The 22088-nt window shown below is 74.1% G+C and carries 19 protein-coding genes; 13 read left to right on the top strand and 6 right to left on the bottom strand.

Annotated features, from left to right (window positions below):
- Position 1: 1 nt before the first annotated feature.
- Genes ACLQ2W_RS23400 through ACLQ2W_RS23385 form a run of 4 tightly spaced genes read left to right on the top strand, consistent with a single transcriptional unit; the run spans position 2 to position 3221 of the window.
- Positions 2-496 (top strand): hypothetical protein, encoded by a 495-nt coding sequence (locus tag ACLQ2W_RS23400; RefSeq protein WP_357299744.1) that lies wholly within the window; start codon positions 2-4, stop codon positions 494-496.
- The gene (locus ACLQ2W_RS23395) at positions 493-1347 is read left to right on the top strand and encodes a class I SAM-dependent methyltransferase (RefSeq protein WP_425788632.1); all 855 of its coding nucleotides are present in this window, start codon (positions 493-495) and stop codon (positions 1345-1347) included. Before ACLQ2W_RS23400 ends, ACLQ2W_RS23395 begins: the two co-directional genes overlap by 4 nt.
- A 28-nt stretch (positions 1348-1375) precedes the next feature.
- Positions 1376-2449 carry a radical SAM protein gene (locus ACLQ2W_RS23390; protein ID WP_425788630.1) on the top strand — a complete coding sequence of 358 codons (1074 nt, stop codon included), beginning with the start codon at positions 1376-1378 and terminating at the stop codon, positions 2447-2449.
- A gap of 4 nt (positions 2450-2453) precedes the next feature.
- Complete coding sequence (locus ACLQ2W_RS23385) at positions 2454-3221, top strand: class I SAM-dependent methyltransferase (protein WP_425788628.1); 768 nt, start codon at positions 2454-2456, stop codon at positions 3219-3221.
- Positions 3222-3265: 44 nt separating this feature from the next.
- On the opposite strand, the gene ACLQ2W_RS23380 is transcribed toward ACLQ2W_RS23385, so the two are convergent.
- Positions 3266-5302, bottom strand: a complete 2037-nt coding sequence (locus ACLQ2W_RS23380) for a DegT/DnrJ/EryC1/StrS family aminotransferase (RefSeq protein WP_425788626.1) — start codon at positions 5300-5302, stop codon at positions 3266-3268.
- A 121-nt stretch (positions 5303-5423) separates the two neighbouring features.
- Here ACLQ2W_RS23380 and ACLQ2W_RS23375 point away from each other — a divergent pair, with 121 nt between their 5' ends.
- From ACLQ2W_RS23375 to ACLQ2W_RS23340, 8 genes are all read left to right on the top strand, one after another.
- Complete coding sequence (locus ACLQ2W_RS23375) at positions 5424-6038, top strand: TetR/AcrR family transcriptional regulator (RefSeq protein WP_425788624.1); 615 nt, start codon at positions 5424-5426, stop codon at positions 6036-6038.
- A gap of 24 nt (positions 6039-6062) precedes the next feature.
- Positions 6063-6851: a TIGR03084 family metal-binding protein gene (locus tag ACLQ2W_RS23370; RefSeq protein WP_425788622.1), complete on the top strand. Its 789-nt coding sequence runs from the start codon at positions 6063-6065 to the stop codon at positions 6849-6851.
- Positions 6848-8527: an acyclic terpene utilization AtuA family protein gene (locus tag ACLQ2W_RS23365; RefSeq protein ID WP_425788620.1), complete on the top strand. Its 1680-nt coding sequence runs from the start codon at positions 6848-6850 to the stop codon at positions 8525-8527. The genes ACLQ2W_RS23370 and ACLQ2W_RS23365 overlap by 4 nt, the downstream gene beginning before the upstream one ends.
- Positions 8524-9714 (top strand): acyl-CoA dehydrogenase family protein, encoded by a 1191-nt coding sequence (locus ACLQ2W_RS23360; RefSeq protein WP_425788618.1) that lies wholly within the window; start codon positions 8524-8526, stop codon positions 9712-9714. The genes ACLQ2W_RS23365 and ACLQ2W_RS23360 overlap by 4 nt, the downstream gene beginning before the upstream one ends.
- A complete protein-coding gene (locus tag ACLQ2W_RS23355) occupies positions 9711-11312 on the top strand; it encodes an acyl-CoA carboxylase subunit beta (protein WP_425788616.1) in 1602 nt (533 codons plus the stop codon). Before ACLQ2W_RS23360 ends, ACLQ2W_RS23355 begins: the two co-directional genes overlap by 4 nt.
- A 67-nt stretch (positions 11313-11379) precedes the next feature.
- Complete coding sequence (locus ACLQ2W_RS23350; RefSeq protein ID WP_425788614.1) at positions 11380-13383, top strand: biotin carboxylase N-terminal domain-containing protein; 2004 nt, start codon at positions 11380-11382, stop codon at positions 13381-13383.
- On the top strand, positions 13380-14543 hold the full coding sequence (locus ACLQ2W_RS23345; protein ID WP_425788612.1) for an acyl-CoA dehydrogenase family protein: 1164 nt from the start codon (positions 13380-13382) through the stop codon (positions 14541-14543). Before ACLQ2W_RS23350 ends, ACLQ2W_RS23345 begins: the two co-directional genes overlap by 4 nt.
- A gap of 101 nt (positions 14544-14644) precedes the next feature.
- A complete protein-coding gene (locus tag ACLQ2W_RS23340; protein ID WP_425788610.1) occupies positions 14645-15331 on the top strand; it encodes a hypothetical protein in 687 nt (228 codons plus the stop codon).
- Between the two features lie 33 nt (positions 15332-15364).
- Here the strand turns inward: ACLQ2W_RS23340 and ACLQ2W_RS23335 are convergent, their stop codons facing one another.
- The 3 genes from ACLQ2W_RS23335 to ACLQ2W_RS23325 form a co-directional block, all read right to left on the bottom strand.
- The gene (locus tag ACLQ2W_RS23335) at positions 15365-16354 is read right to left on the bottom strand and encodes a hypothetical protein (RefSeq protein ID WP_425788608.1); all 990 of its coding nucleotides are present in this window, start codon (positions 16352-16354) and stop codon (positions 15365-15367) included.
- Positions 16355-16512: 158 nt separating this feature from the next.
- Positions 16513-17451 (bottom strand): transporter substrate-binding domain-containing protein, encoded by a 939-nt coding sequence (locus ACLQ2W_RS23330; RefSeq protein WP_425788606.1) that lies wholly within the window; start codon positions 17449-17451, stop codon positions 16513-16515.
- Positions 17452-17575: 124 nt separating this feature from the next.
- Complete coding sequence (locus ACLQ2W_RS23325; protein ID WP_425788604.1) at positions 17576-19357, bottom strand: alpha/beta hydrolase; 1782 nt, start codon at positions 19355-19357, stop codon at positions 17576-17578.
- Positions 19358-19622: 265 nt separating this feature from the next.
- On the opposite strand from ACLQ2W_RS23325, the gene ACLQ2W_RS23320 reads away from it, so the two are divergent.
- Positions 19623-20057 (top strand): hypothetical protein, encoded by a 435-nt coding sequence (locus tag ACLQ2W_RS23320; protein WP_425788602.1) that lies wholly within the window; start codon positions 19623-19625, stop codon positions 20055-20057.
- Between the two features lie 15 nt (positions 20058-20072).
- Here ACLQ2W_RS23320 and ACLQ2W_RS23315 read toward each other — a convergent pair whose 3' ends face one another.
- Both ACLQ2W_RS23315 and ACLQ2W_RS23310 read right to left on the bottom strand, forming a co-directional pair.
- Positions 20073-21563, bottom strand: coding sequence for a serine/threonine-protein kinase (locus tag ACLQ2W_RS23315; protein ID WP_425788600.1), 1491 nt, complete (start codon positions 21561-21563; stop codon positions 20073-20075).
- A 30-nt stretch (positions 21564-21593) separates the two neighbouring features.
- Positions 21594-22064 (bottom strand): hypothetical protein, encoded by a 471-nt coding sequence (locus tag ACLQ2W_RS23310; protein ID WP_425788598.1) that lies wholly within the window; start codon positions 22062-22064, stop codon positions 21594-21596.
- Positions 22065-22088: the final 24 nt, after the last annotated feature.

Below are 22088 nucleotides of genomic sequence, written 5' to 3'. Positions count from 1 at the left end.
CATGGCCCGCGTCCTGGTCACCGTCGGCATGGGTCCGTGGCCGTTCGACCGCCTGATCCACGGCGTCGCGCCGCTCTGCGCCGCGCACGAGGTGTTCGTCCAGACCGGCACGTCGACCGTGACGCCGCCGTGCCCGCACGAGGCGTTCCTGCCCCTGGACGACCTGCGCGAGCGGCTCGCCGCCGCCGACGTGGTGATCACCCACGCGGGGAACACCGTGCGCCTGGTCCAGCGGCTCGGCCGGGTGCCGGTGGCGGTGGCCCGGGAGGCCGCGCGGGGCGAGATGGGCAACGACCACCAGGTCGCCTACCTGCGCGACGAGGAGCGTTCGGGCCGGGTGATCGCGGTGTGGGACGCCGCCGACCTGCCGGCCGTGGTGGCCGCGCACCCGGAGCGGCAACGGCGGTTGCTGGCCGAGCGACCACTGCCCGGCGCGGTCGACGGCGCCCGGTTGGCCGCCACGTTGGACGCGCTCTGCGCCCGGCTGGTCCGATGAGCCGGGCCGACGAGCGCCCGGCCGGGCCGATGAGCCGGGCCGACGAGCGCCCGGCCGGGCCGACGAACCGGGCCGACGAGGCGACCCGCCGAGCGGGCCGGCAGCCCTTCGCCACCCACCCGCTGCGCCGGTACGCGTTCGCCTGGTCCGCGCTGGCCGGCCGCACCGGCCGACACCTCGACCTGGGCTGCGGCCCCGGGGACTTCCTCGCCGCGCTGCACGAACACGGCACCGTGACCTGCGAGGGCGCCGACCCGCACCCCGGTTACCTCGCCGGGCTGGCCGCCCGCCACCCCGACCTGCCGCTGCACCGGCTGCGGGTCGGTCGGCCGCTGCCGTTCACCGACGGCCGCTTCGACTCGGTCAGTCTGCTCGACGTGCTGGAGCACGTGCCCGACGAGGCCGCGCTGCTCGCCGAGACGCGCCGGGTGCTCGTCCCCGGCGGGCTGCTGGTGCTCACCGTGCCGCGCCGGCACGTGTTCAGCTTCCTCGACCCCGACAACGCGAAGTTCGACTTCCCCCGGCTGCACCGTCGCGTCTACTCGTGGCGGTTCGGGTCGCAGGTGTGGCACAGCCGGTTCGCGGACCTCTCGAACGACCTGCGGGGGGACATGTCGGTCGGCCGGGACCGGCACACCAACTACCGCACCGCCGACCTGCTCGACCTGCTGCGCGCGGCCGGCTTCGCGCCGACCACGGTCACCGGCGCCAACCTGTTCTGGCGGTGGTTGCAGATCCCGGCGCTGCTCACCGGCGGGCCGGTACGCCGCCTGCTGGAGCGCGGCATCCACCTCGACGGCCGGCTGTTCCGCGCGGCCAACCTCTTCGTCGTCGCCCGGAGGCAGCCGTGAACATCATCCACCCCGTCCGGAGGCAGCCGTGAGCGTGGCCGACACGGCGCGGCTGGCCTGGTTCTTCGGCCGGCTGGCCATCAAGGAGCGGGTCGCGCCCCGGCTGCACGTCCGGCCGCTGGTCGCCGAGCTGTTCCTCACCGACAACTGCAACCTGCGCTGCACGAGCTGCGGCTGCTGGACCACCAACACCAAGGGTGAGCTGTCCACCGAGGAGTGGCGGGACGTCCTGCGCCAACTCGTCGCGATGCGCATCCACAAGGTGAACTTCACCGGTGGTGAGCCGTTGATCCGGCCGGACGCGGTGACCCTGATGGCGTACGCCCGCGAGGTGGGGGTGCGCCACCTGCACCTGAACACCAACGGCATCCGGCTCACCCCGCCCGTCCTCGACGAGGTGCTCGCCGCGGGCGTACGCAGCTTCAACGTCTCGGTCGACGGCCCGACGGCGCTGGTGCACGACCGGATCCGGGGCCGGCTCGGCGCGTTCGAGACGACCACCCGGCACCTGCGGAACCTGATCGCGGAGCGCGACCGGCTCGGCCTGAAGGTGCGGATGAACTTCACCGTCATGCGGGACAACGTGGACAGCCTGCCCGGCATCGCGGCGCTGGCCCAGGAACTGGGCGTGGCGCTCTATCTCAACCTGGTCACCGACCGGACGTTCCTGTTCCGCACCGACGCGGTCACCGGGCAGACCGACGTGGCGGGCGACCGGCTCGATGTGGCGCTGGCCGAGTTGGAGGCGATGGCCCGGGCGGACCAGCGGTGGTTGCCGCGTTACTCGGAGCTGCGGTACCTGCGCGGGCACTTCGACGATCTCGTGCAACGGGACCTGCCCTGCGCCGAGTCGCAGCTCAAGCTGATGGTGCACTCCCGGGGCGAGATCGGCGGCTGCTGGGCGCACGACCCGACCGCCTCGGTCCGGCAGCGCCCGATCGCCGAGATCGTCGACGCCCCGGAGTACCGCGCCGAGCACGCGCGACTGTTCCGCAAGGAGTGCGTCGGCTGCGGCAGCAACTACAGCCTCAACCTGCGCTGGCGGCCGGGCACCTACCTGGCCGACCGGCAGTGGCGACGCGGGCGGCGCAGCCTTGTCTGAGCCGATGCGCCCGAGCCAGCCGCTGTACGACGCGCTGGCGCCCGGCTACGAGGAGCACTTCGCGGTGCCGCACCGGCGCGCGTACGACGATCTGGCGTGGGAGCGGGTCAGCGCGCTGCTGCCGCCCGACGGCCCGGTGGTGGACGCCGGCTGCGGCGTGGGCCGCTGGGCCCGACGCCTGCTCGACCTGGGCCATCCGGTGACCGGCGTGGAGCAGGCCCCGGGGATGGTCGCCGAGTTGCGTCGCCGCCCGCCCGGCCCCGGCTTCACGCTTGTCGAGGGCTCGATGACGGAGGTGACGCTGCCCGCCACGGCCGGCGCGGTGCTGGCGATGGGTTCGCTGCAATACACCGCCGATCCCGAGCGGGCGGTCCGGCACCTGGCCGGCTGGCTGCGTCCGGGCGGGGTGCTGGCGGTGCTCGTCGACTCGCTGGTGGGCCTGGTGCTGGAGCTGGTCGGCGCCGGCCGGGACGACGAGGCGGTGGACCGGTTGACCCGGCGCCGGGGCGTCTGGCGGGCCGACGGGCACGCCGCCGACCTGCACCTGCTGGACCGCGCCCGGTTGGCGGCCGCGTTCACCGCCGCCGGCCTGGTCGAGGTCCGCAGCGCCGGGTTGCTGGTCAGCGCCGGGCCGTTGGGCCGGGCCGGGCTGGCCGGGCGGCTCGCCGCCGACCGGGACGCGCTGCTGGCGTTGGAGCGCCGGCTCGGCGACGACCCGGTCCTCGCCGACGCCGGCAAGCAACTGCTGGTGACCGGCCGCCGCCCGGCCTGACCGCCCGCCTGACCGCCCGGCCCGCCAGCCGGTGCCGGCGAGCTTCAGCCCAGGCAGCGGCGCAGCGCGGCGACCACCCGTTCCGCCTGCTCCACGGTGAGTTCCGACGACATCGGCAGCGCGAGCGCCTCGGCGTCCAGCCGGTCGGTCACCGGCAGCCGTTCGCCGCCGCCGAGCGGGCCGCGGTGGATCGCCGCGAAGTAGGGCTTGGTCTGCACGCCGAGCACGGCCAGCGCGTCCGCCACCCGGTCCCGGTCGGCGATCCGGGCCACCCAGTGCACCCAGCAGTGCCGGTCCCCCGGGCGGACCTGCTGGAACTCCACCGGCAGGGTGCGGGCGGCGGCGGCGTACACCTCGGCCACCTCGCCCCGCCGGCGGACCAGCGTGTCCAGCTCCGCGAGCTGGTCGACCGCGACGACGGCGTGCAGCTCGTTCATCAGCTCCGAGCGGGTCCAGCCGGCCGGCGCGGCGAGCACCGCCTCGGCGGCGTCGGCGGGCAGCACCAGAGCGCCGCCGGCCCCACCGGCGGAGACCACCTTGGCGAAGCTCATCGAGTACGAGTGGGCCAGCGCCTGCTGTGCCACCGGGCGGCCCCGGTGCAGGCTGCCGAGGGCGGCGGCGGAGTCGGCCAGCAGCGCCACGCCGGCGGGGTCGCAGACCGCCCGCAGGGCCGGGTAGTCGCACGGGTTGCCGAAGGTGTCCACGCCGAGCACCACGCGTACGCCGCCCCGCGCGATGGCGCTGGCGACGGCCGCCGGGGCGAGCGTCCAGGTCGCGGCGTCCACGTCGACGAAGCGCAGCGCGTACCCGAGCTGGACCAGGATCTCCGCCGTCGCGGGGAACGTGTACGACGGCAGCACCGCCACGTCGCCGGGGCGGGCCGGGCCGACGGTGGCGGCCACCATGATCCGTAGTGCGGCGGTGCCGGACGCGGTGACCAGCACCCGGTGGTCGTCGTCGAGTTCCAGCTCCTTGCCCAGTCGTTCGGTCAGCTCCCGCGTCCACCGGTTGCCGTGCTTGACCTCGCCGCTGGTGAGCGCCGCCTGCTGGCGGTCGGCCACCAGGTCGGGGTGGGCGGGCGGCGGCGGCACGACGACCGGCAGCGGCGGCCGGAACACGGGCGCCCGGTCGGCGTCGACCGCCTCGACCAGTTCGGCCAGGCCCTGGCGGAGCGGCGGCACGCGGTGACCGGCGGCGGTCAGCTTGTCGGTGACCACCAGGCCGGAGCTGTCCGGCGTACGCCGGGGTGTGGTCAGCAGCGGCGCCGACGACCCGCACAGGTCACGGATCCAGGTGGCGAGGTCGACCAGGGACACCGGCTCCCCGCCGACGTTCCAGACGCCGGGGCCGATCCCGTCGAGCAGAATCCGGGCGAGGGCGTCGGCGGGCAGGAAGCTGCGTACGGCGTCCGCGGTGACCGGCAGCGGCAGCCCCTGGCGGGCCCGGCGGACCAGCCGGGTGGCGACCCGGTGCTGTCCCGCGCCGAAGGCGTTCGCGAGCCGGAGCACGGCCAGCCGGTCGGGGTCGACCGCGCCGGCGACGAGCCGTTCCTGGGCGAGCTTCGCCATCGCGTACGTCCACCGGCCGGTCGGGTCGGCGTCGGCCATGGCCCGGGCCAGCGGGGCGGCCCGCCAGGGCGGGCAGGGCGTCCGGGCCAGTTCGCGGGCGGCGGCGCACCAGCCGTCGAGTTCCTCGACGGACCACGGCAGGTCGGGCGGGGTCTCCTCGGTCAGCGGACCGGCCGCGGCACCGTACACCTCGACGGAGGAGGTGAGCACCACCTGGCGTCCGGCCAGCCGGGGCAGCACCCGGGCGGTGCTGACCGCGTTGTCGAGCGGCAGCGTCCAGGGCCGGCGGGGGCGCGGCTCGCTGGCGCCGAGCAGCACCACGACGAGGCCGGGCGGCAGCTCGGGTGGGTCGTCGACCAGCAGGTCGACGCGGATCCAGTCGGGCGCGCCGGTGACCGTGCCGGCCGGCGGATGCCGGTCCACGACGGTCACCCGCGCACCGGCGGCCAGCAGTGCCTCGGCGGTCGCGGCGCCCAGGAAACCGGAGCCGCCGACCAGCACGAATTCATCCATCGTCGTGCCTCCCCGTGAACCGAGCACAGTATCGCGGAACGGACCGTTCGAGGGGTGTCGGATAGCGGCGCCAGAAAAAGTCAGGCTTGACTGTTTGTTTCCCGGGCGGGACGCTGTCCCCGTGCCCACCGCACCGACCCGCGTCCCGCAGCAGGAACGCAGCCGCGCCACCCAGGCCCGGCTGCTGGAGGCGACTGTCGAGTGCCTGATCGAACACGGTTGGTCCGGCACCACGACCACGGTGGTGGCCGCCCGGGCCGGCGTCTCCCGGGGCGCCCAGCTGCACCACTACCCCACCAAGGCCGCCCTGGTCACCGCCGCCGTCGCCCATCTCGCCGAACGCCGGGCGGTGGAGCTGCGCACCGAGGCGGACGCGCTGCCGGCCGGCCCGCGACGGCTGGACCGGGTGATCGACCTGCTCGGCGCCGCCTTCACCGGGCCGCTCTTCGTCGCCGCCCTCGAACTCTGGGTCGCCGCCCGCACCGACGCCGAGCTGCGCGACGCGCTGGTGCCGCTGGAGGCCACGGTGGGCCGGGAGATGCACCGGCTCACCGTCGAGCTGCTCGGCGTGGACGAACGCCGGCCCGGCATCCGCGAGGCCGTGCAGGCCACCCTCGACCTGCTCCGCGGGCTGGGCGTGGCCAACCTGCTCAGCGACGACTCACCCCGCCGCACCGCCCTGCTGCGGATGTGGAAGCGCCAACTCGCCACCCTGCTCACCCCCGACGCCCCCTGACCGGCCCACCCGCCCGGAGGCACCATGGTCGACGCGACCGCACTGCTCGCGGATCTCACCGCCGAGTCCGACCAGCTCGACGCGCTCGTCAGCGGGCTGCCACCGGAGGACTGGGCCCGGGACACCCCGGCCGCCGGCTGGACCGTCGCCCACCAGATCGCCCACCTGGCCTGGACCGACCACGTGGCCGGGCTCGCCGCCACCGACAGCGACGCGTTCTACGCCTCGGTTTTGTCCGCGCCCGACCCGGCCCGGCTGGTCGACGACGGGGCCGAGTCCTTCCTCGCCCCACCGGCCGCGCTGCTGGCCCGCTGGCGGGACGGCCGCACCGCGCTCGCGGCGGCCCTGGCCGCCACCCCGGCCGGCGAGAAGCTGCCCTGGTACGGCACCCGGATGTCGCCCGCCTCGATGGCCACCGCCCGGCTCATGGAGACCTGGGCGCACGGCGAGGACGTCGCCGACGCGCTCGGTGTCACCCGCGCCCCGACCGCCCGGCTGCGGCACGTCGCGCACCTCGGCTTCCGTACCCTCGGGCACAGCTTCGCCGCGCACGGCCGCCCGGTGCCGACGGACCCGGTCCGGGTCGAACTCACCGCACCGGCGGGCGACGAGGTCTGGGCCTTCGGGCCGGCAGCGGCGACCGACCGGGTGACCGGGCCGGCGCTCGACTTCTGCCTGCTGGTCACGCAGCGCCGGCACCGCGCCGACCTGTCCCTGGTCGCGACCGGGCCGGTCGCCGACGAGTGGCTGGACGTGGCCCAGGCGTTCGCCGGCCCGCCGGGCGCCGGCCGGGCGGCGGAGGCCCGCCCATGAGCGGGGTGCTGCGCGTCGGCAACGCGTCCGGCTTCTACGGCGACCGGTTCGCCGCCTGGCGGGAGATGCTCGACGGCGGCGAGCTGGACGTGCTGACCGGCGACTACCTGGCCGAGCTGACCATGCTGATCCTCGGTCGCGACCGGATGCGTGACGCGTCGCTGGGCTACGCGAAGACGTTCCTGCGGCAGGCGGAGGGCGTGCTCGGCACCGCGTCGGAGCGCGGGGTCACGCTGGTCACCAACGCCGGCGGCCTCAACCCGGCCGGGCTGGCCGACGCGATCCGGTCGCTCGCGACGCGACTCGGCCTCGACGTGCGGGTCGGGTACGTCGAGGGCGACGCGCTCCAGCGGCCGGACGCGCTGACCGCGAACGCGTACCTGGGCGCGTTCGGGATCGCGGCCTGCCTCGACGCGGGCGCGGACGTGGTGGTCACCGGGCGCGTCACCGACGCGTCGCTGGCGGTCGGCCCGGCGATCGCCCGGTTCGGCTGGACCCGGGACGACCTCGACGCGCTGGCCGGGGCGACCGTGGCCGGGCACCTGATCGAGTGCGGGGCGCAGGTCACCGGCGGCAACTTCAGCTTCTTCACCGAACTGCCGGACGGCGGCCGGCGCCCCGGCTTCCCGATCGCCGAGCTGCACCCGGACGGCACGTCGGTGCTCACCAAGCACCCCGGCACCGGCGGCGCGGTCACCGTCGAGACGGTCACCGCGCAACTGCTGTACGAGGTGGGCGGGCCGGACTACCTCGGGCCGGACGTGGTGACCCGGCTGGACACGGTCCGGCTGGAGCAGGCGGGGCCGGACCGGGTACGCGTCTCCGGCGTACGCGGCACGCCCCCGCCGGACACACTCAAGGTGGGCGTCAACAACCTGGGCGGCTTCCGCAACTCGATGACGTTCGTGCTGTGCGGGCTGGACATCCCGGCCAAGGCGGACCTGGTCCGGGGTCAGGTGACGGACGCGGTGGGCCCGGACGGGCTGGAGTTCACGCTGGCCCGCACCGACCACCCGGACGCGGCCGACACCGAGGCGGCGAGCGCGCTGCTGCACGTACACCTGCGTGACGTCGACAAGGCGCGGGCCGGGCGGGCGTTCTCGGCGGCGGCGGTGGAGCTGGCGCTGGCCTCCTACCCGGGCTGCACGTTGACCACGCTGCCCGGCGACGCCACACCGTACGGCGTGTTCACCGCCGACGCGGTCGCGCAGGACGCGGTGGAACACGTGGCCGTGCTCCCCTCCGGCGAGCGCGTGCCCATCCCGCCGCCCTCGGTCACGAGGCGATTGGCGGGGCCCCCGCCTCTACCGAATGCGTTAAGCGGGGCCCCCGCCTTACCCGCCACCCGGCGGGGGGCGCTGGGGGAGCTGGTGGGGGCGCGGTCGGGGGACAAGGGTGGGGACGCCAACCTCGGCGTCTGGGCCCGGACGGACGCCACCTGGGCCTGGCTGCGCGGCTGGCTGACCGTGGCGCGGCTGGCCGAGCTGCTGCCGGAGACCGCCCCGCTGACCGTGGAGCGGTACGAGCTGCCGAACCTGCGCGCGGTCAACTTCGTGATCCGTGGGCTGCTCGGGCCGGGCGTGGCCGCGTCCACCCGGTTCGACCCGCAGGCCAAGGCGCTCGGCGAGCTGCTCCGGGCCCGGGTGGTCGACCTGCCGGCGGAGGTGCCGGCATGACCATCGTGGACACCCCGGAGCGTCGCCAACTTCGCGAGCTGACCCGCGCCTTCGTCACCCGGGAGGTGTTGCCGCACCTGGCCGACTGGGAGCGGGCCGGTGAGGTGCCCCGCTCCCTGCACGAGACCGCCGCGCGGGTCGGGCTGCTCGGCATCGGCTTCCCGGAGTCGGTCGGTGGCAGCGGCGGCGACCTGCTCGACTCGATCGTGGTCACCGAGGAGATCATCCGCTCCGGCGGCTCGTCCGGGCTGATCGCCGCGCTGTTCACGCACGGCATCGCGCTCCCGCACATCATCGCGGCGCAGGACGAGCACCTGATCGACACGTACGTCCGGCCCACGCTGGGCGGGACGATGATCGGCGCGTTGGCGATCACCGAACCGGACGGCGGCTCGGACGTGGCCGCCATCCGGACCTGCGCGGTCCGCGACGGCGACCACTACGTGGTGAACGGCGCGAAGACGTACATCACCAGCGGCGTCCGGGCGGACTTCGTGACCACCGCGGTCTGCACCGACTTTCCCGGCTCCGGTTCGCTCAGCCTGCTGGTGATCGACAAGGGCACGCCCGGGTTCACCGTGGGCCGGCGGCTGGAGAAGCTCGGTTGGCACTGCTCGGACACCGCCGAGCTGTCCTTCGTCGACGTCCGGGTGCCGGTGGCGAACCGGGTCGGCCCGGAGGACACCGCCTTCCTGGCCATCATGCAGCAGTTCGCCGCCGAGCGGCTGTCGCTGGCCACGAGTGCGTACGCGACCGCGCAGCGCTGCGTCGACCTGGCGGTGCGGTGGTGCCGGGACCGCGCCACGTTCGGCCGCCCGCTCGCCAGCCGGCAGCTCGTCCGGCACCGGCTGGCCGAGATGCACACCCGCGCCGAGGCGGCCCGCGCGTACGTGCACGAGGTGGCCGAGCGGGTGGCTCGACCACTCCAGCTCGGCGCGTCTGGCGTCGCGCCGCGACCTGGAGCAGTCGGCGGGCAGCCGGTGGTGACCGAGGTGGCGATGGCGAAGAACGTGGCGGTGGCCGCCTGCGACCACGTGGTGGACGCCGCGCTGCAACTGCACGGCGGCTTCGGCTACCTGCGCGACGCGGAGGTCGAGCGGCACTACCGGGACGCCCGCATCCTCGGCATCGGCGGCGGCACCACCGAGATCATGAACGAGATCATCGCGAAGGGCATGGGCCTGTGACCGTTCTCCAGACTGCGATCGACACCTCCGCACCGGCCTTCGCGGCCAACCGGGAGGCGCTGCTGGAGCGCCTCGCCGAGTTGGAGACCGCGCTGGACCAGGCGCGGGCCGGCGGCGGCGAGAAGTACGTGACCCGGCACCACAAGCGCGGCAAGCTGCTCCCCCGGGAACGCATCGAGCTGCTGCTCGACCCGGACAGCCCGTTCCTGGAACTGTCGCCGGTGGCCGCGTACGGCACGGACTTCCCGGTCGGCGCCAGCACCGTGACCGGGATCGGCGTGGTCGAGGGCGTGGAGTGCCTGATCGTGGCGAACGACCCGACGGTACGCGGCGGCGCGATCAACCCGTGGTCGTTGGCGAAGACGCGTCGGGCGGGTGAGATCGCGCTGGCCAACCGGCTGCCGATGGTGAACCTGGTCGAGTCGGCCGGCGCGGACCTGCCCTCCCAGGCGGAGATCTTCATTCCCGGCGGGCGGGTGTTCCGCGACCTGACCCGGCTCTCCGCGGCGAAGATCCCCACGGTCAGCGTGGTGTTCGGCAACGCCACCGCCGGCGGCGCGTACGTGCCCGGCATGTCGGACTTCACCATCATGATCCGGGACCGGTCGCAGGTCTACCTGGCCGGGCCGCCGCTGGTGAAGATGGCCACCGGCGAGGTCACCGACGACGAGTCGCTGGGCGGGGCGCGGATGCACGCCGGCACGTCCGGCCTGGCCGACTTCCTGGCCGAGGACGAGCGGGACGGCATCCGGCTGGCCCGGCAGTGCGTCCGCCGGCTCAACTGGCGCAAGGGCGGCCCGCCGCCGCGCACCCCGTCCCCGCTGCCACCCCGGTACGACCCGGAGGAGCTGCTCGGCATCGCCAGCGCCGACCTGAAGGTGCCGTTCGACCCGCGCGAGGTCCTCGCCCGGGTGCTCGACGACAGCGCGTTCGACGAGTTCAAGCCCGGCTACGGCACGGCGCTGGTGACCGGCTGGGGCGAGCTGCACGGCTGGCCGGTCGGCGTGCTGGCGAACGCCCGGGGCGTGCTGTTCAGCGAGGAGGCGCAGAAGGCGACCCAGTTCATCCAGCTCGCCAACGCGGCCGACACCCCGCTGGTCTTCCTCCAGAACACCACCGGCTACATGGTCGGCACCGAGTACGAACAGCGCGGCATCATCAAGCACGGTGCGCTGATGATCAACGCGGTGTCGAACTCGACCGTGCCGCACCTGACGGTCAACCTGGGCGCCTCCTACGGCGCCGGCAACTACGGCATGTGCGGCCGGGCGTACGAGCCGAGGTTCCTGTTCACCTGGCCGAACGCGAAGTCGGCGGTGATGGGGCCGGCGCAGTTGGCCGGCGTGCTGTCGATCGTGGCCCGGCAGGCCGCCGCGGCCCGGGGGCGGGACTACGACGAGGACTCCGACACCGCCATGCGGATGATGGTCGAGCAGCAGATCGAGTCGCAGTCCGGCGCGCTGTTCCTCTCCGGCCGGCTCTACGACGACGGGGTGATCGACCCCCGGGACACCCGTACCGTCCTCGGGCTCTGCCTGTCGGCGATCCACAACGGACCGGTGAAGGGCGCCGACGGTTTCGGCGTCTTCCGGATGTAGCCGTGAGCGCGAGGAACGCAGCGAAGCGGAGTCCCGCAGTCGCGAACGAAAGGCAGGCTCAGCGCTGATGATCACTCGACTTCTGGTGGCCAACCGGGGGGAGATCGCCCGCCGGGTCTTCGCCACCTGCCGCGCGCTCGGCGTGGCCACGGTCGCCGTGCACTCCGACGCGGACGCCGACGCGCCGTTCGTCGCCGAGGCCGACCACGCGGTCCGGCTGCCGGGGAACACGCCGGCCGAGACGTACCTGCGGGTCGACCTCATCCTGGACGCGGCCCGGCGCTCCGGCGCGGACGCGGTCCACCCCGGCTACGGCTTCCTCGCCGAGAACGCGGAGTTCGCGGCGGCGGTGACCGACGCGGGCCTGACCTGGGTCGGCCCGTCCGCCAAGGCGATCGCCGCGATGGGCGACAAGATGGCGGCCAAGGCGCTGCTCGCCGACGCGGGCGTGCCGATGCTGCCCACCTGGACCGACCCCGACCAGGTCACCGCGTTCCCGGTGCTGGTCAAGGCCAGTGCCGGCGGCGGCGGCCGGGGCATGCGGATCGTCCGCGACGCGGCCGGGCTCGCCGAGGCCGTCGCGGGCGCGCGCCGCGAGGCGGCGGCGGCGTTCGGCGACGGCACGGTCTTCATCGAGCGGTACGTCGAGCGTGGCCGGCACGTCGAGGTGCAGATCTTCGGCGACACCCACGGCACGATCGTGGCGCTCGGGGTACGCGACTGTTCGATCCAGCGCCGGCACCAGAAGATCGTCGAGGAGGCGCCCGGGGTGCTGCCCGACGAGGTGCGCGAGCGGCTGCACGCCGCGGCGGTGGCGGCCGGCCGGGCGGTCGACTACGTCGGCGCGGGCACCGTGGAGTTCCTGCTGGCGCCGGACGGGCAGGTGCACTTCCTGGAGATGAACACCCGGCTCCAGGTCGAGCACCCGGTCACCGAGCTGACCACCGGCCTGGACCTGGTCCGGCTGCAACTGCTGGTCGCCGACGGCGAACCGCTGCCGGTCCCGGCCACACCTGCCCCGCAGGGCCACGCCATCGAGGTGCGGCTCTGCGCCGAGGAGCCGGCCGAAGGTTTCCGCCCGGCCACCGGCACGCTGCACCGGTTCGCGATCCCCGGCGTCGACGCCGAGTTCGGGCCCACCCGGGGCCTGCGCCTGGACTCCGGCGTGGTGGACGGCTCGACGGTGAGCGTGCACTACGACTCGATGCTGGCCAAGCTGGTCGCCTGGGCGCCCACCCGCACCGAGGCGGCCCGCGCCCTGGCCGGCGCGCTGGCCCGGGCCGAGCTGCACGGCGTGGCCACCAACCGGGACCTGCTGGTCCGGGTGCTGCGCAGCGGCGAGTTCGCCGCCGCCGACGTCGACACCGGCTTCCTGGACCGGCACCCCGAGGTCTTCGCGCCGCTGCTGCCGGCCGACCAGCTCCCGCTGGCCGCGTTGGCGGCGGCGCTGTCCGGGGCCGCCGCGCGCCGGGCCGCCGCACCGGTGCTGGCCGGGCTGCCGTCGGGCTGGCGCAACGTGCCGGCCGTCCCCCAGGTAACCCGCTTCACCGACATCGAGATCCACTACCGCCTCACCCGCACCAACACCCTCGCCGAGTGGGCAAGGCGGGGCCCCTTCTTAACGCATTCGGTAGAGGAAGGGGCCCCGCTTAACACCGAGCCGGAACCGCCGGTGGAGCTGGTGTCGGCCACGCCGGAGCGGGTGGTGCTCGACGTGGACGGGGTGCGGCGCGCGTTCCGCGTACACCGGGTGGGGTCGTCGGTCTTCGTGGACGGCCCGGACGGGGCGACGAGCCTCACCGAACTGCCGCGGCTGCCCCGGCCCACCGCGGAGCTGGCGGCCGGGTCGCTGCTCGCGCCGCTGCCCGGCGCGGTGACCCGGGTGCACGTCGAGGTCGGCCAACGGGTCGCCGCCGGTGACCTGCTGCTGACGCTGGAAGCGATGAAGCTCGAACATCCCGTGCTCGCCCCGGCCGACGGCGTGGTGGCGGAGCTGCCGGTCGCGCCCGGCGGCCAGGTGGAGACGGGTGCCGTGCTGGCCGTGGTCGACCCCGAGGAGGACCCGCAGTGAACTTCGACCTCACCCCCGAACAGGACCAGCTCCGCGACGCGGTACGCGCGCTGGGCCGCCGGTACGGCCACCCCTACTTCGTGGCCAAGGCCAAGTCGGGAGAACACACCACCGAGCTGTGGCACGAGGCCGGACGGCTCGGCTACCTCGGCGTCAACATCCCCACCGAGTACGGCGGCGGGGGCGGCGGCATCACCGAACTGGCGCTTGTGTGCGAGGAGCTGGCCGCGGCGGGCTGCCCGCTGCTGCTGCTCGTGGTCTCCCCCGCCATCGCCGCCACCGTGATCAACAAGCACGGCACGGAGGAGCAGCGCAAGAAGCACCTGCCCGGCCTCGCCGACGGCTCCCAGAAGATCGTCTTCGCGATCACCGAGCCGGACGCCGGGTCGAACTTCCACCGCCTCGGCACGGTGGCCCGCCGCGACGGCGACGACTGGCTGCTCACCGGCCGCAAGGTCTACATCTCCGGGGTCGACGAGGCCGACCATGTGCTGGTGGTGGCCAGGACCGAGGATGCCTCCTCCGGAAAGCTCAAGCCGGCGTTGTTCATCGTGCCGACCGACGCGCCCGGCCTGGAGAAGTCCAAGCTGGACATGGAGATCCTGTCCCCGGAGAACCAGTTCCAGCTCTTCCTGGACGACGTCCGGCTGCCCGCCGACGCGCTCGTCGGTGAGTCGCTGGACGCCGGCCTGCCGGCGTTGTTCGCCGGGCTCAACCCGGAACGGATCACGGTCGCCGCGATGGGCGCCGGCACCGGCCGCTACGCCGTCGAGAAGGCGTCCGACTACACCGCCACCCGCAAGGTCTGGGGCGGGCGCTCGATCGGCTCGCACCAGGGCGTCTCGCACCCGCTCGCGCATGCCGCCGTCCAGGTGGAGCTGGCCCGGCTCATGATCTACAAGGCGGCCAGCCTCTACGACGCCGGCCGCGACCTGGAGGCCGGCGTCTCCGGCAACATGGCCAAGTACGCGGCCGGCGAGGCCGCCGCGCTCGCCGTGGACACCGCCGTCCAGGCGCTCGGCGGGGCCGGCATGACCACCGAGTACGGCGTGGCGACGCTGCTCGGCGCCGTACGCGCCGGCCGGATCGCCCCGGTCAGCCGCGAGATGATCCTCAACTTCGTCGCCCAACACGTCCTGTCCCAGGACAAGTCCTACTGACGGGGTGTCTCCAACCCTTCGGTGGGTGGAACGCCGTGGCTGTCTCCGACCCCGTGTGACAGCCGTGGCGTTCCACCCGAGCGGTCGGCGAGACTGGCGGAGTGGGAGCGGGCGAGGTGGAGCGGGCGGGTGAACGGCTGTACGCCGTGTTCGCCCGGCACCCGATGCCGGACGACATGGCGGCGTGCGAACACTGCGTGGAGCCGGCCGACGTCGACCGCTTCCGGCGTACGCCGCTGCGCGCGTTGACGCCGGACCAACTCGGCAGCTACCTGTCCAACCCCGGCACCTGGGGTGACGGGAACGAGCTGCCGCACCTGGTGCCCCGACTGCTGACCGCGTACGCCGCCGGCGAGATGGTCGACCAGTCGTGGCCGGACACGCTGGCCCGCCGGATCGCCGGGCACTGGGCGGACTGGACGCCCGTCGAGCGGAGCGCGGTGGAGGACTTCCTCCGCGCCTGGTGGCGGTCGACGCTGACCTCGTGGCCGTCCGAGCATCCGGCGGAGGACATCCTGGACGCGGTGGCCGCGCTGGAGCTGGACCTCGGCCCGTACCTGGCGGCCTTCGCCGAGCTGCCGGACGGGGCGGTCACTCGGCACCTGACGGAGATCCTCGGATGGTCGGCACCCGACGATCGGGCGAGACACGCGCTGGACCGCTGGCTGGCCTCCGACACCCCGGCCGAGCTGCTGTGGAACGCAGCGGTCGCCGACGCGGGAACCCCGCTCGGCGACGAGCTGGCCGAGGCGGCCGACCTTGCCGACCTACTCCGCAAGACACGCTGACCCGGGTTCGGGGCAGATCGCGAGCCGTGCCGGTCAGCGGACCGTGCGGCAGGCGGCGTCGATGCGGTGAACCGGGCGGACCCGGCGACCCAGCCCCTCCAGCAGTGAATCCTCCACGTGGAAGTCACGCACCCGGAGCTGCCGCCGGGGCAGCTCGTCCTCGCTCGGGCAGAGCACCTGCGCGCGTACCTGGCCGACCGGCAGGTAGCGGACGCCACCACGTTCCTGGAGCAGCACCACGTCGACGTCGTCCACGGTGACCACGTGACCGCGGACGTCCTCGGTGACGCCGGGCGCCGTCTCGACGGTGGTGACGGTCAGCGGCAGCACCGGCGTACTGATCACCGGCAGCGCGGCCCAGACCAGCATGGCCAGCACCGCCGCCTCGGTGACCGAGGCGAGCGGCCGGACCACCGCCGCCGGCAGCGGACCGGTCACGAACAACGCCAGCACCGGGGGTACGACAAGCAGCGCCAGCGCCAGCGCCTCCCCCTGCCGGCCGGCGTCGAGCAGGGTGGGCCCGAGCAGCCAGAGGTATCCGGCGAACCCGGCGGCGAGCAGCAGCAGCCGGGGCACCCGCTGCTCGTGCAGCCGTTCCGGGCCGAGCTGGAACGCGGCCACGAACGCCGGCAGCAGCAGTGGCAGGTAGAGCAGCGGCCAGGTGCCCAGCGCGAGCAGGAAGCTGGCCACCGCGAACCAGGCCGGCGTGCTGTCCACCCAGCGGGCGAAGAGCGGCCGACGGATTCCGGGCGGCATCCGGTCCACGCTGACCCGCAGCACCGCGCCGAGCGCGAACACCGCGACCAGGGCGGTGGAGAGCAGCGCGGCGGCGGTGGTGAGGAAGCCGGCCAGCAGGTTCACCGTACCGACGTTGGCGACCAGCAGCAGCGTGGTCTGCAACTCGCCGCCCGCCTCGACGCCGAGCCGCAGCACCGAGAAGACGGCCGGCACCCCGACGACCGCGGTCCAGAACGACTGGGTGGCCCGCGCACGACGCTCGGCCGGGTCGGCCGGCGGTGGCACGGCCCGCCCCGGCGCGGGGGCACCGGGGCCGGCGGTCCCGGCAGCGGCAGCCCCAGGGCCGGCGGTGCCCGCGCCCGGAGCGGCAGTGCCCGCGCCCGGAGCGGCAGTGCCCGCGCCCGGAGCGGCAGTGCCCGCCGGGACGGCGTCCGGCGGGGCGGTCATCGCCGGGGCGCCTTGTCGTCGAAGTCGACGAGCTTCGGCACGTTCAGCGGCTGCGGCTGGGACTTGTCCGCCTTGAGCCACGGCCCGAGCGTGCGGTTGTACGCGGTCAGCCACGGGCTGCTGATCCCGTCCCGCCCTTCCAGGTAGCTCTTCTGGAGCGCGAACGCGACCAGGTCACGCAGCGCCGGGTCGCCGATCGGCACACCGATGCCGAGCAGCTCGCTGGTGCCGAACGGCATGTCGACGATCTCGAACTCGGTGGGGTACTGGGACAGGAAGCCGGCCAGGATCGTCTCGTCGGAGCTGACCACGTCGTACCGCTTCTCCCGGATGCCCCGTACGCAGTCGCCGACGGTCTTCACCACGTACGCCCGGACCTGGTGTTTCTCCAGTTCCGCCTCGGTGGTGGAGCCGCCGCTGGTGCAGACGCGCAGCCCCGGCCGGCGCAGGTCCTCGATGGTGCGGACCCGGTCGCGCAGCCGCGTCGGCACCATCACCTCCTGGGTGGTGACGAAGTACGGCCCGGCGAAGCTGATCAGCTTCTGGCGCTCCTCGGTCATCGAGAAGCTCGACACGATCAGGTCGACGGTGCCGCCCTGGAGCGCGGGAATGCGGTCCTCGGTGGCCAGCGCCACCCACTGGATGCGCTGCTCACCCTGGAAGCCGAGGAACGCGGCGATGTAGCGGGCGATCTCCACGTCGAAGCCGATGTGCGCGCCGTTGCGCAGCTCGCCCATCAGCGGCTCGGTCTCCGACACCCCGATCTTGATCTTCGCTTGACCGTCGATGTGCGAGTCGTGCAGCTTGTCGAGCACCGAGGGCAGCGGGGGTTCGCGGCGGTTGTCGCAGCCGGCGGCGGCGGCCAGGGTGAGCGTCAGCGCCACGGCCAACGTGGTGGCGAGGGAGCGGAGCCGGCGGGAAGAGATCTCGGGCATCGGACACCTCGATCGCGGGACACGACGACGGGAAACTCAGCGTAGCGGCCACCACACAATGCGCTGCGCCCTGCGGCCCGGGGTACGGCGGACGCCCGATCGCCCGCCGTACCCCGGGGGTCCGTCAGCGGACGGTAAGCGTGCCGACCGCCGGCCGCGGCGTGCTCACCGGCGGCAGCCGCTTCGGCTCGCCCCGACCGGGCGCGCCGGCACGGGCCAGCTCGCTCTTGGACGCGGCCACCCGTCCGGTCGGCGGGTCCTCCTGGAACGGCTGGGCGTCACCGACGCAGCGCGCACCCTTGGCCGGCGGCTTGCCGGTGAGCAGGTACGCGTCGATCTTCCCGGTCACGCACGTCGAGGTGCCGTACGCGGTGTGCCCCCAGCTGTCGCTGCTCAGCAGCCGGCTGTTCGGCAGCAGCGCGGCCGAGCTGACCGCACCCTGGTAGCTGGTCGCCGGGTCCCAGTAGTTGCCGACCACGAGCACCGGGGCGGCGGTGGTGCGGTTGAACGGGCCGGGGTAGGCGTCCTCGTCGCGCACCGTCCAGGTGCCCCGGGCGCAGGGCGCGGTGCCCCAGGCCCAGGCCCGCCCGAAGTACGGTGCCCGCTGGTCCTCCCTGGCCGTCAGCGCCGGCCAGGCGTCCGCGTTCCTCGGGTGGTACGCGTCGGTGCAGTCCACGGTCAGGAACGTCTCCAGCCCGTTGTCGTAGGGGAAGTCGTACCCCCGCTGCTGCCGGGCCTGCGCGGCACGGGCGGCGAGCGCCCTGCGGGCCGTCGCGGCGGCGGCCTTTCCGGTGGCCGGGTCGGTCACGGCCAGCAGTTGCATGGTGATGTCCACGACCGACTGCCAGCCGTACGGGTCGTAGAGCGCGTTGAGCGTGGCGCCGACGAAGTCGGCGTAGCTGACGGTGAACGAGCCGTACTCCGGGTCGTCGATCACGGCCGGCTTCTTGCGCAGCCGCTTCGCCACCGTGTCGTACCCGGCGAGCGGGTCACCGCCGGCGGCCAGCGCGCACTGCTCCGCGCCGACCTTGCCGCACCGCACCAGGATCTCGTGCAGCGCCCGGTACGCGCCGTCGGCGCTGCGCAGCCGCGTCTCCTGGAGCTGGTTGCGGGCCGGGCCCTGGCCGACCCAGGCGTTCGGGTTGAGCACACCGTCGACGACGAGCGCGCGGAACCGGTCCGGGAACATGTTGGCGTAGTACTGGCCCAGCGCGGTGCCGTAGCTGAAGCCCAGGTAGCTGAGCTTCTGGTCGCCGACCGCCCGGCGCAGCACGTCCATGTCGCGGGCCACCTCGGCGGTGGACGCCGCGCCGGTCAGCGGCTTGCCGGTGGTCGAGCACGCCGTGCCGACCGCCTTCGAGGCGGCGACGTACGCCTTCTCCTCCGCCTTCGTCCACGGGAACGCGACGTTCAGCCCGGCGTACGCCCGGGTCTGCTCCCTGACGGTGCGGAAGCAGCGGATGTTGTCGCTGGCCTCGATGCCGCGCGGGTCGACGCCGACCACGTCGAAGCGGTCGAGCAGGTCGTCGCCGAGGAAGTAGGGCGCGGCGAGCGCGATGCTGGTGCCGGAGCCGCCCGGGCCGCCCGGATTGAGGAACAGGCTGCCGATCTTGTGCTGCTGGTCGCGGGCCTTGACCCGGAGCAGCGCGACCTCGGTGGTGGCACCCTTCGGGTTGTCGTAGTCCAGCGGGAGCCGGACCGTGGTGCACTCGGCGTAGTCGTAGCAGGCGTACCAGTCCAGCTTCGGCGTCGGTACGCGGTCCACCCGACGTGCCTCGGCCGCGCTGGTGCGGTCGTACGTCGGCGGTTGCGGTGTCGGCGCGGCCACGGCGGGCGAGACGGCCGATCCGGCGAGGAGGATCCCGGCGATCCCGGTTGCGGCGAGGAGCCGGATGACACGGGGCATGTGACTGCCTTCCGGTGGGGAACAGATCCGTCGAGGAGCACCTCGACCCCGTCACTTTAGGATTCCCCCACGACTGGAAGTGACCCCCAAAAGCGGACCGATGCCGCAAAATGCCGAGTTATGTAACGATTTTTTCTCGATCGACGCTTTTCGCGATCCGATGTGGAGTCGGAGTGACGGGAAGCCGTCCCGGGTCGACGGTTGACAGGTCGACGCGCTAAGCCATGCTTGTCGGGTGAGTTCGTTCCCGAGGTCCGATGCGCGGGTGAAGGCCGTCGCCGCGTCCGCGGCGACGGTGGCGGCGCTGGTGACGCTGGCGGTGTGGCGACCGCCCGGCATCCTGTCGGTGGTGCTGGCCCTGGTCTGCGTCGTGCTGGGCATGGTCGCCGGCGTGACGATCACCGCCGCCCGGCAGTCGCCCGGCGGCGGGGTCGCCGCACCGTCGGCCGAGGGCTGGCCGGCCCCCGACCCGGGGTACGGCGTGGACGCCGACACGCTGGAGGCGATCGACCCGCGCGCGGTGCGGAACCTGCGCACCCCGGGCGGCGCTCCGGTCGACGCGGACACGCTGGAGACGCTCGACCCCCGGGCGGTCCGCGGGCTGCGCGCGGCCGGCGCGCTCGACGCCGACACGCTGGAGGCGCTCGACCCGAGATCGGTGCGACAGCAGCGGACGGTGAACGGGATCAGCGACCGGTGAGCGCGGCGATCGGGCTCAGCGACCGGTGAGCGTGGGGCGGGCCAGCGCGTTCACCCCCTGCCCGGCCAGGCAGCGGTAGGTGCGGTCGGCTTCGCTCTCGGCCGGCGGCAGCACCTCCAGGTTCCACCCGGTCCCCGACTTGACGCCGCTGACCAGCCGGAACGTGCCCGCGTTGCAGACCTTGCGGACGGCCGGATCAGCGGCGACCGCGTCGTGGCCGGCCCCGGTCAGACCATTCGGCAGGTCACCGGCGGCGTAGGTCTCCCAGGTGTGCTGGCCGTCGCACGGCACCCGGCTCGCCTCGGCGCGTTCGCGGCGCAGGCGCACCGGGCCGTAGCACTCCAACTCGGGCGCACAGCGCGCACCGGCCGGGAGGCGGACGTCGGCGGACGCGCAGCCGGGCAGCGGCGTCATCCCGGCCGCGCCGCTGGCCACCGGGGTCGGCGACACCACCGGCGGGGTGCCGCCGGCCAGCCACGCGCCGCCGGCGGCCGAGGCGGCCAACGCCAGCATCCCGGCTCCGCCGAGGAACCAGCGCCTCGGCCAGCGCCGGCTCCGCGTCGGCACGGTCGGGTGGTCGTCCCGGACCGGCTGCCGCGGGCTCGGCCCGCCGCTACGGTCGTACGGGCCGCCGGTGCGGTCGTACCGGCTGCCGACGATCGGGGGCGTCGGGGTGCCGGGGTCGAGCGGGAGCGCGGCGAGCAGGCCGCGCAGCTCGACGGCGGAGGGCCGCTCGCCCGGGTCGTTGGACATGCCCAGGCGCAGCACGTCGATCAGCTCGTCGGGCACCCCGGGCAGACCCGGGATCGGGTGCTGGAACATCTCCAGCACGGTGACCAGGCTCGGGTTGCGCTCGGACTGCCAGCGCGGCGGCCGGCCGTGCATCACCGCGTAGAGCGTGGCGCAGAGCGCGTAGACGTCGACGGCCGGGCTGGGCGGGCTGTGGTTGAACATCTCCGGCGGCGCGTACGCCGGGGTGAGCACCTCCAGCGTCACCGAGGCGTCGCGCACCTCGGCCAGCACCGCCAGACCGAAGTCGGCGAGCACTGCCGAGTTGAACTCGGAGTGCAGGATGTTGGCCGGCTTGACGTCGCGGTGCAGCACGCCGGCCGCGTGCGAGTGGGCCAGCGCGTCGGCGATCTTCACGCCGAGGTCGCGGGTCTCCGACGCGTCGAGCGGCGAGGTGCGCATCCGTTCCGCGTACGAGCCGTCGCACAGCTCCATGATCAGGTAGGGGTGCTGGTCGACGGTGACCCCGACGTCGAAGAGGTCGACCACGTGCGGGTGCGACGACATCCGCCCGGCGGCGCGGGCCTCGCGCAGGAAGCGGGCCTGGTCGCGCTCGTTGTTCAGCGTCCGGTTCTCGACCTTGACGGCCACCTCGCGCCCCACCGAGATCTGGGTGGCCCGGTAGACGGTGGCGTAACCGCCACGGGCGAACACTGACAGGTCGGTCAGACCGGGCACGATGGGCAGCCGCATGGCGCCGGGCGGGGTCTCGGTCACGGCTCGAAAATACCCAACGGTCCCGGTCGGTCAGCGCGCCGCGTCGGAGGCGGGCGCCGGCGCGGAGTCGTCCGACCGGGTCGGGACCGCCGGAGCGGCGGCTCCCCGACGGGCGTCCCACCACAGGCCGGCGGCGGTCGCGAGCGCGCCCAGCCCCTCCCAGGCGGCCACCCCGAAGAACCGGTCCGGCGCGACGTCGGAGAGCACCGCGATGGTGAAAACGGTGAACGTGACCAGCCGGAACCAGACCGTGAACCGGTAGAACGGACGCCACTCGGTGGCCACCGCGAGCAGGTAGTAGACCCCCATGTTGAACGAGGCCATCGAGGACGCGGTGAGGAACGTGCCGGTGTAGTCACCGGGGGCACGCTCGGCCGGCACCTCGAAGCCGAGCAGGCGCAGCTGCGTCTCCGGCCAGAGCAGACCCAACGCGCCGAGCAGCAGCGCCAGGAGCCCGAAGACCGCGATCGTCCAGCCGGCGCCGGAGCGCGGCAGCCTCATCGTCCCTCCCCACGAACTCCTCCG

The sequence above is a fragment of the Micromonospora sp. DT227 genome, from assembly GCF_049841835.1.
Taxonomy (GTDB): domain Bacteria; phylum Actinomycetota; class Actinomycetes; order Mycobacteriales; family Micromonosporaceae; genus Micromonospora.
This window is presented reverse-complemented; position numbering and strand designations above follow the sequence as displayed.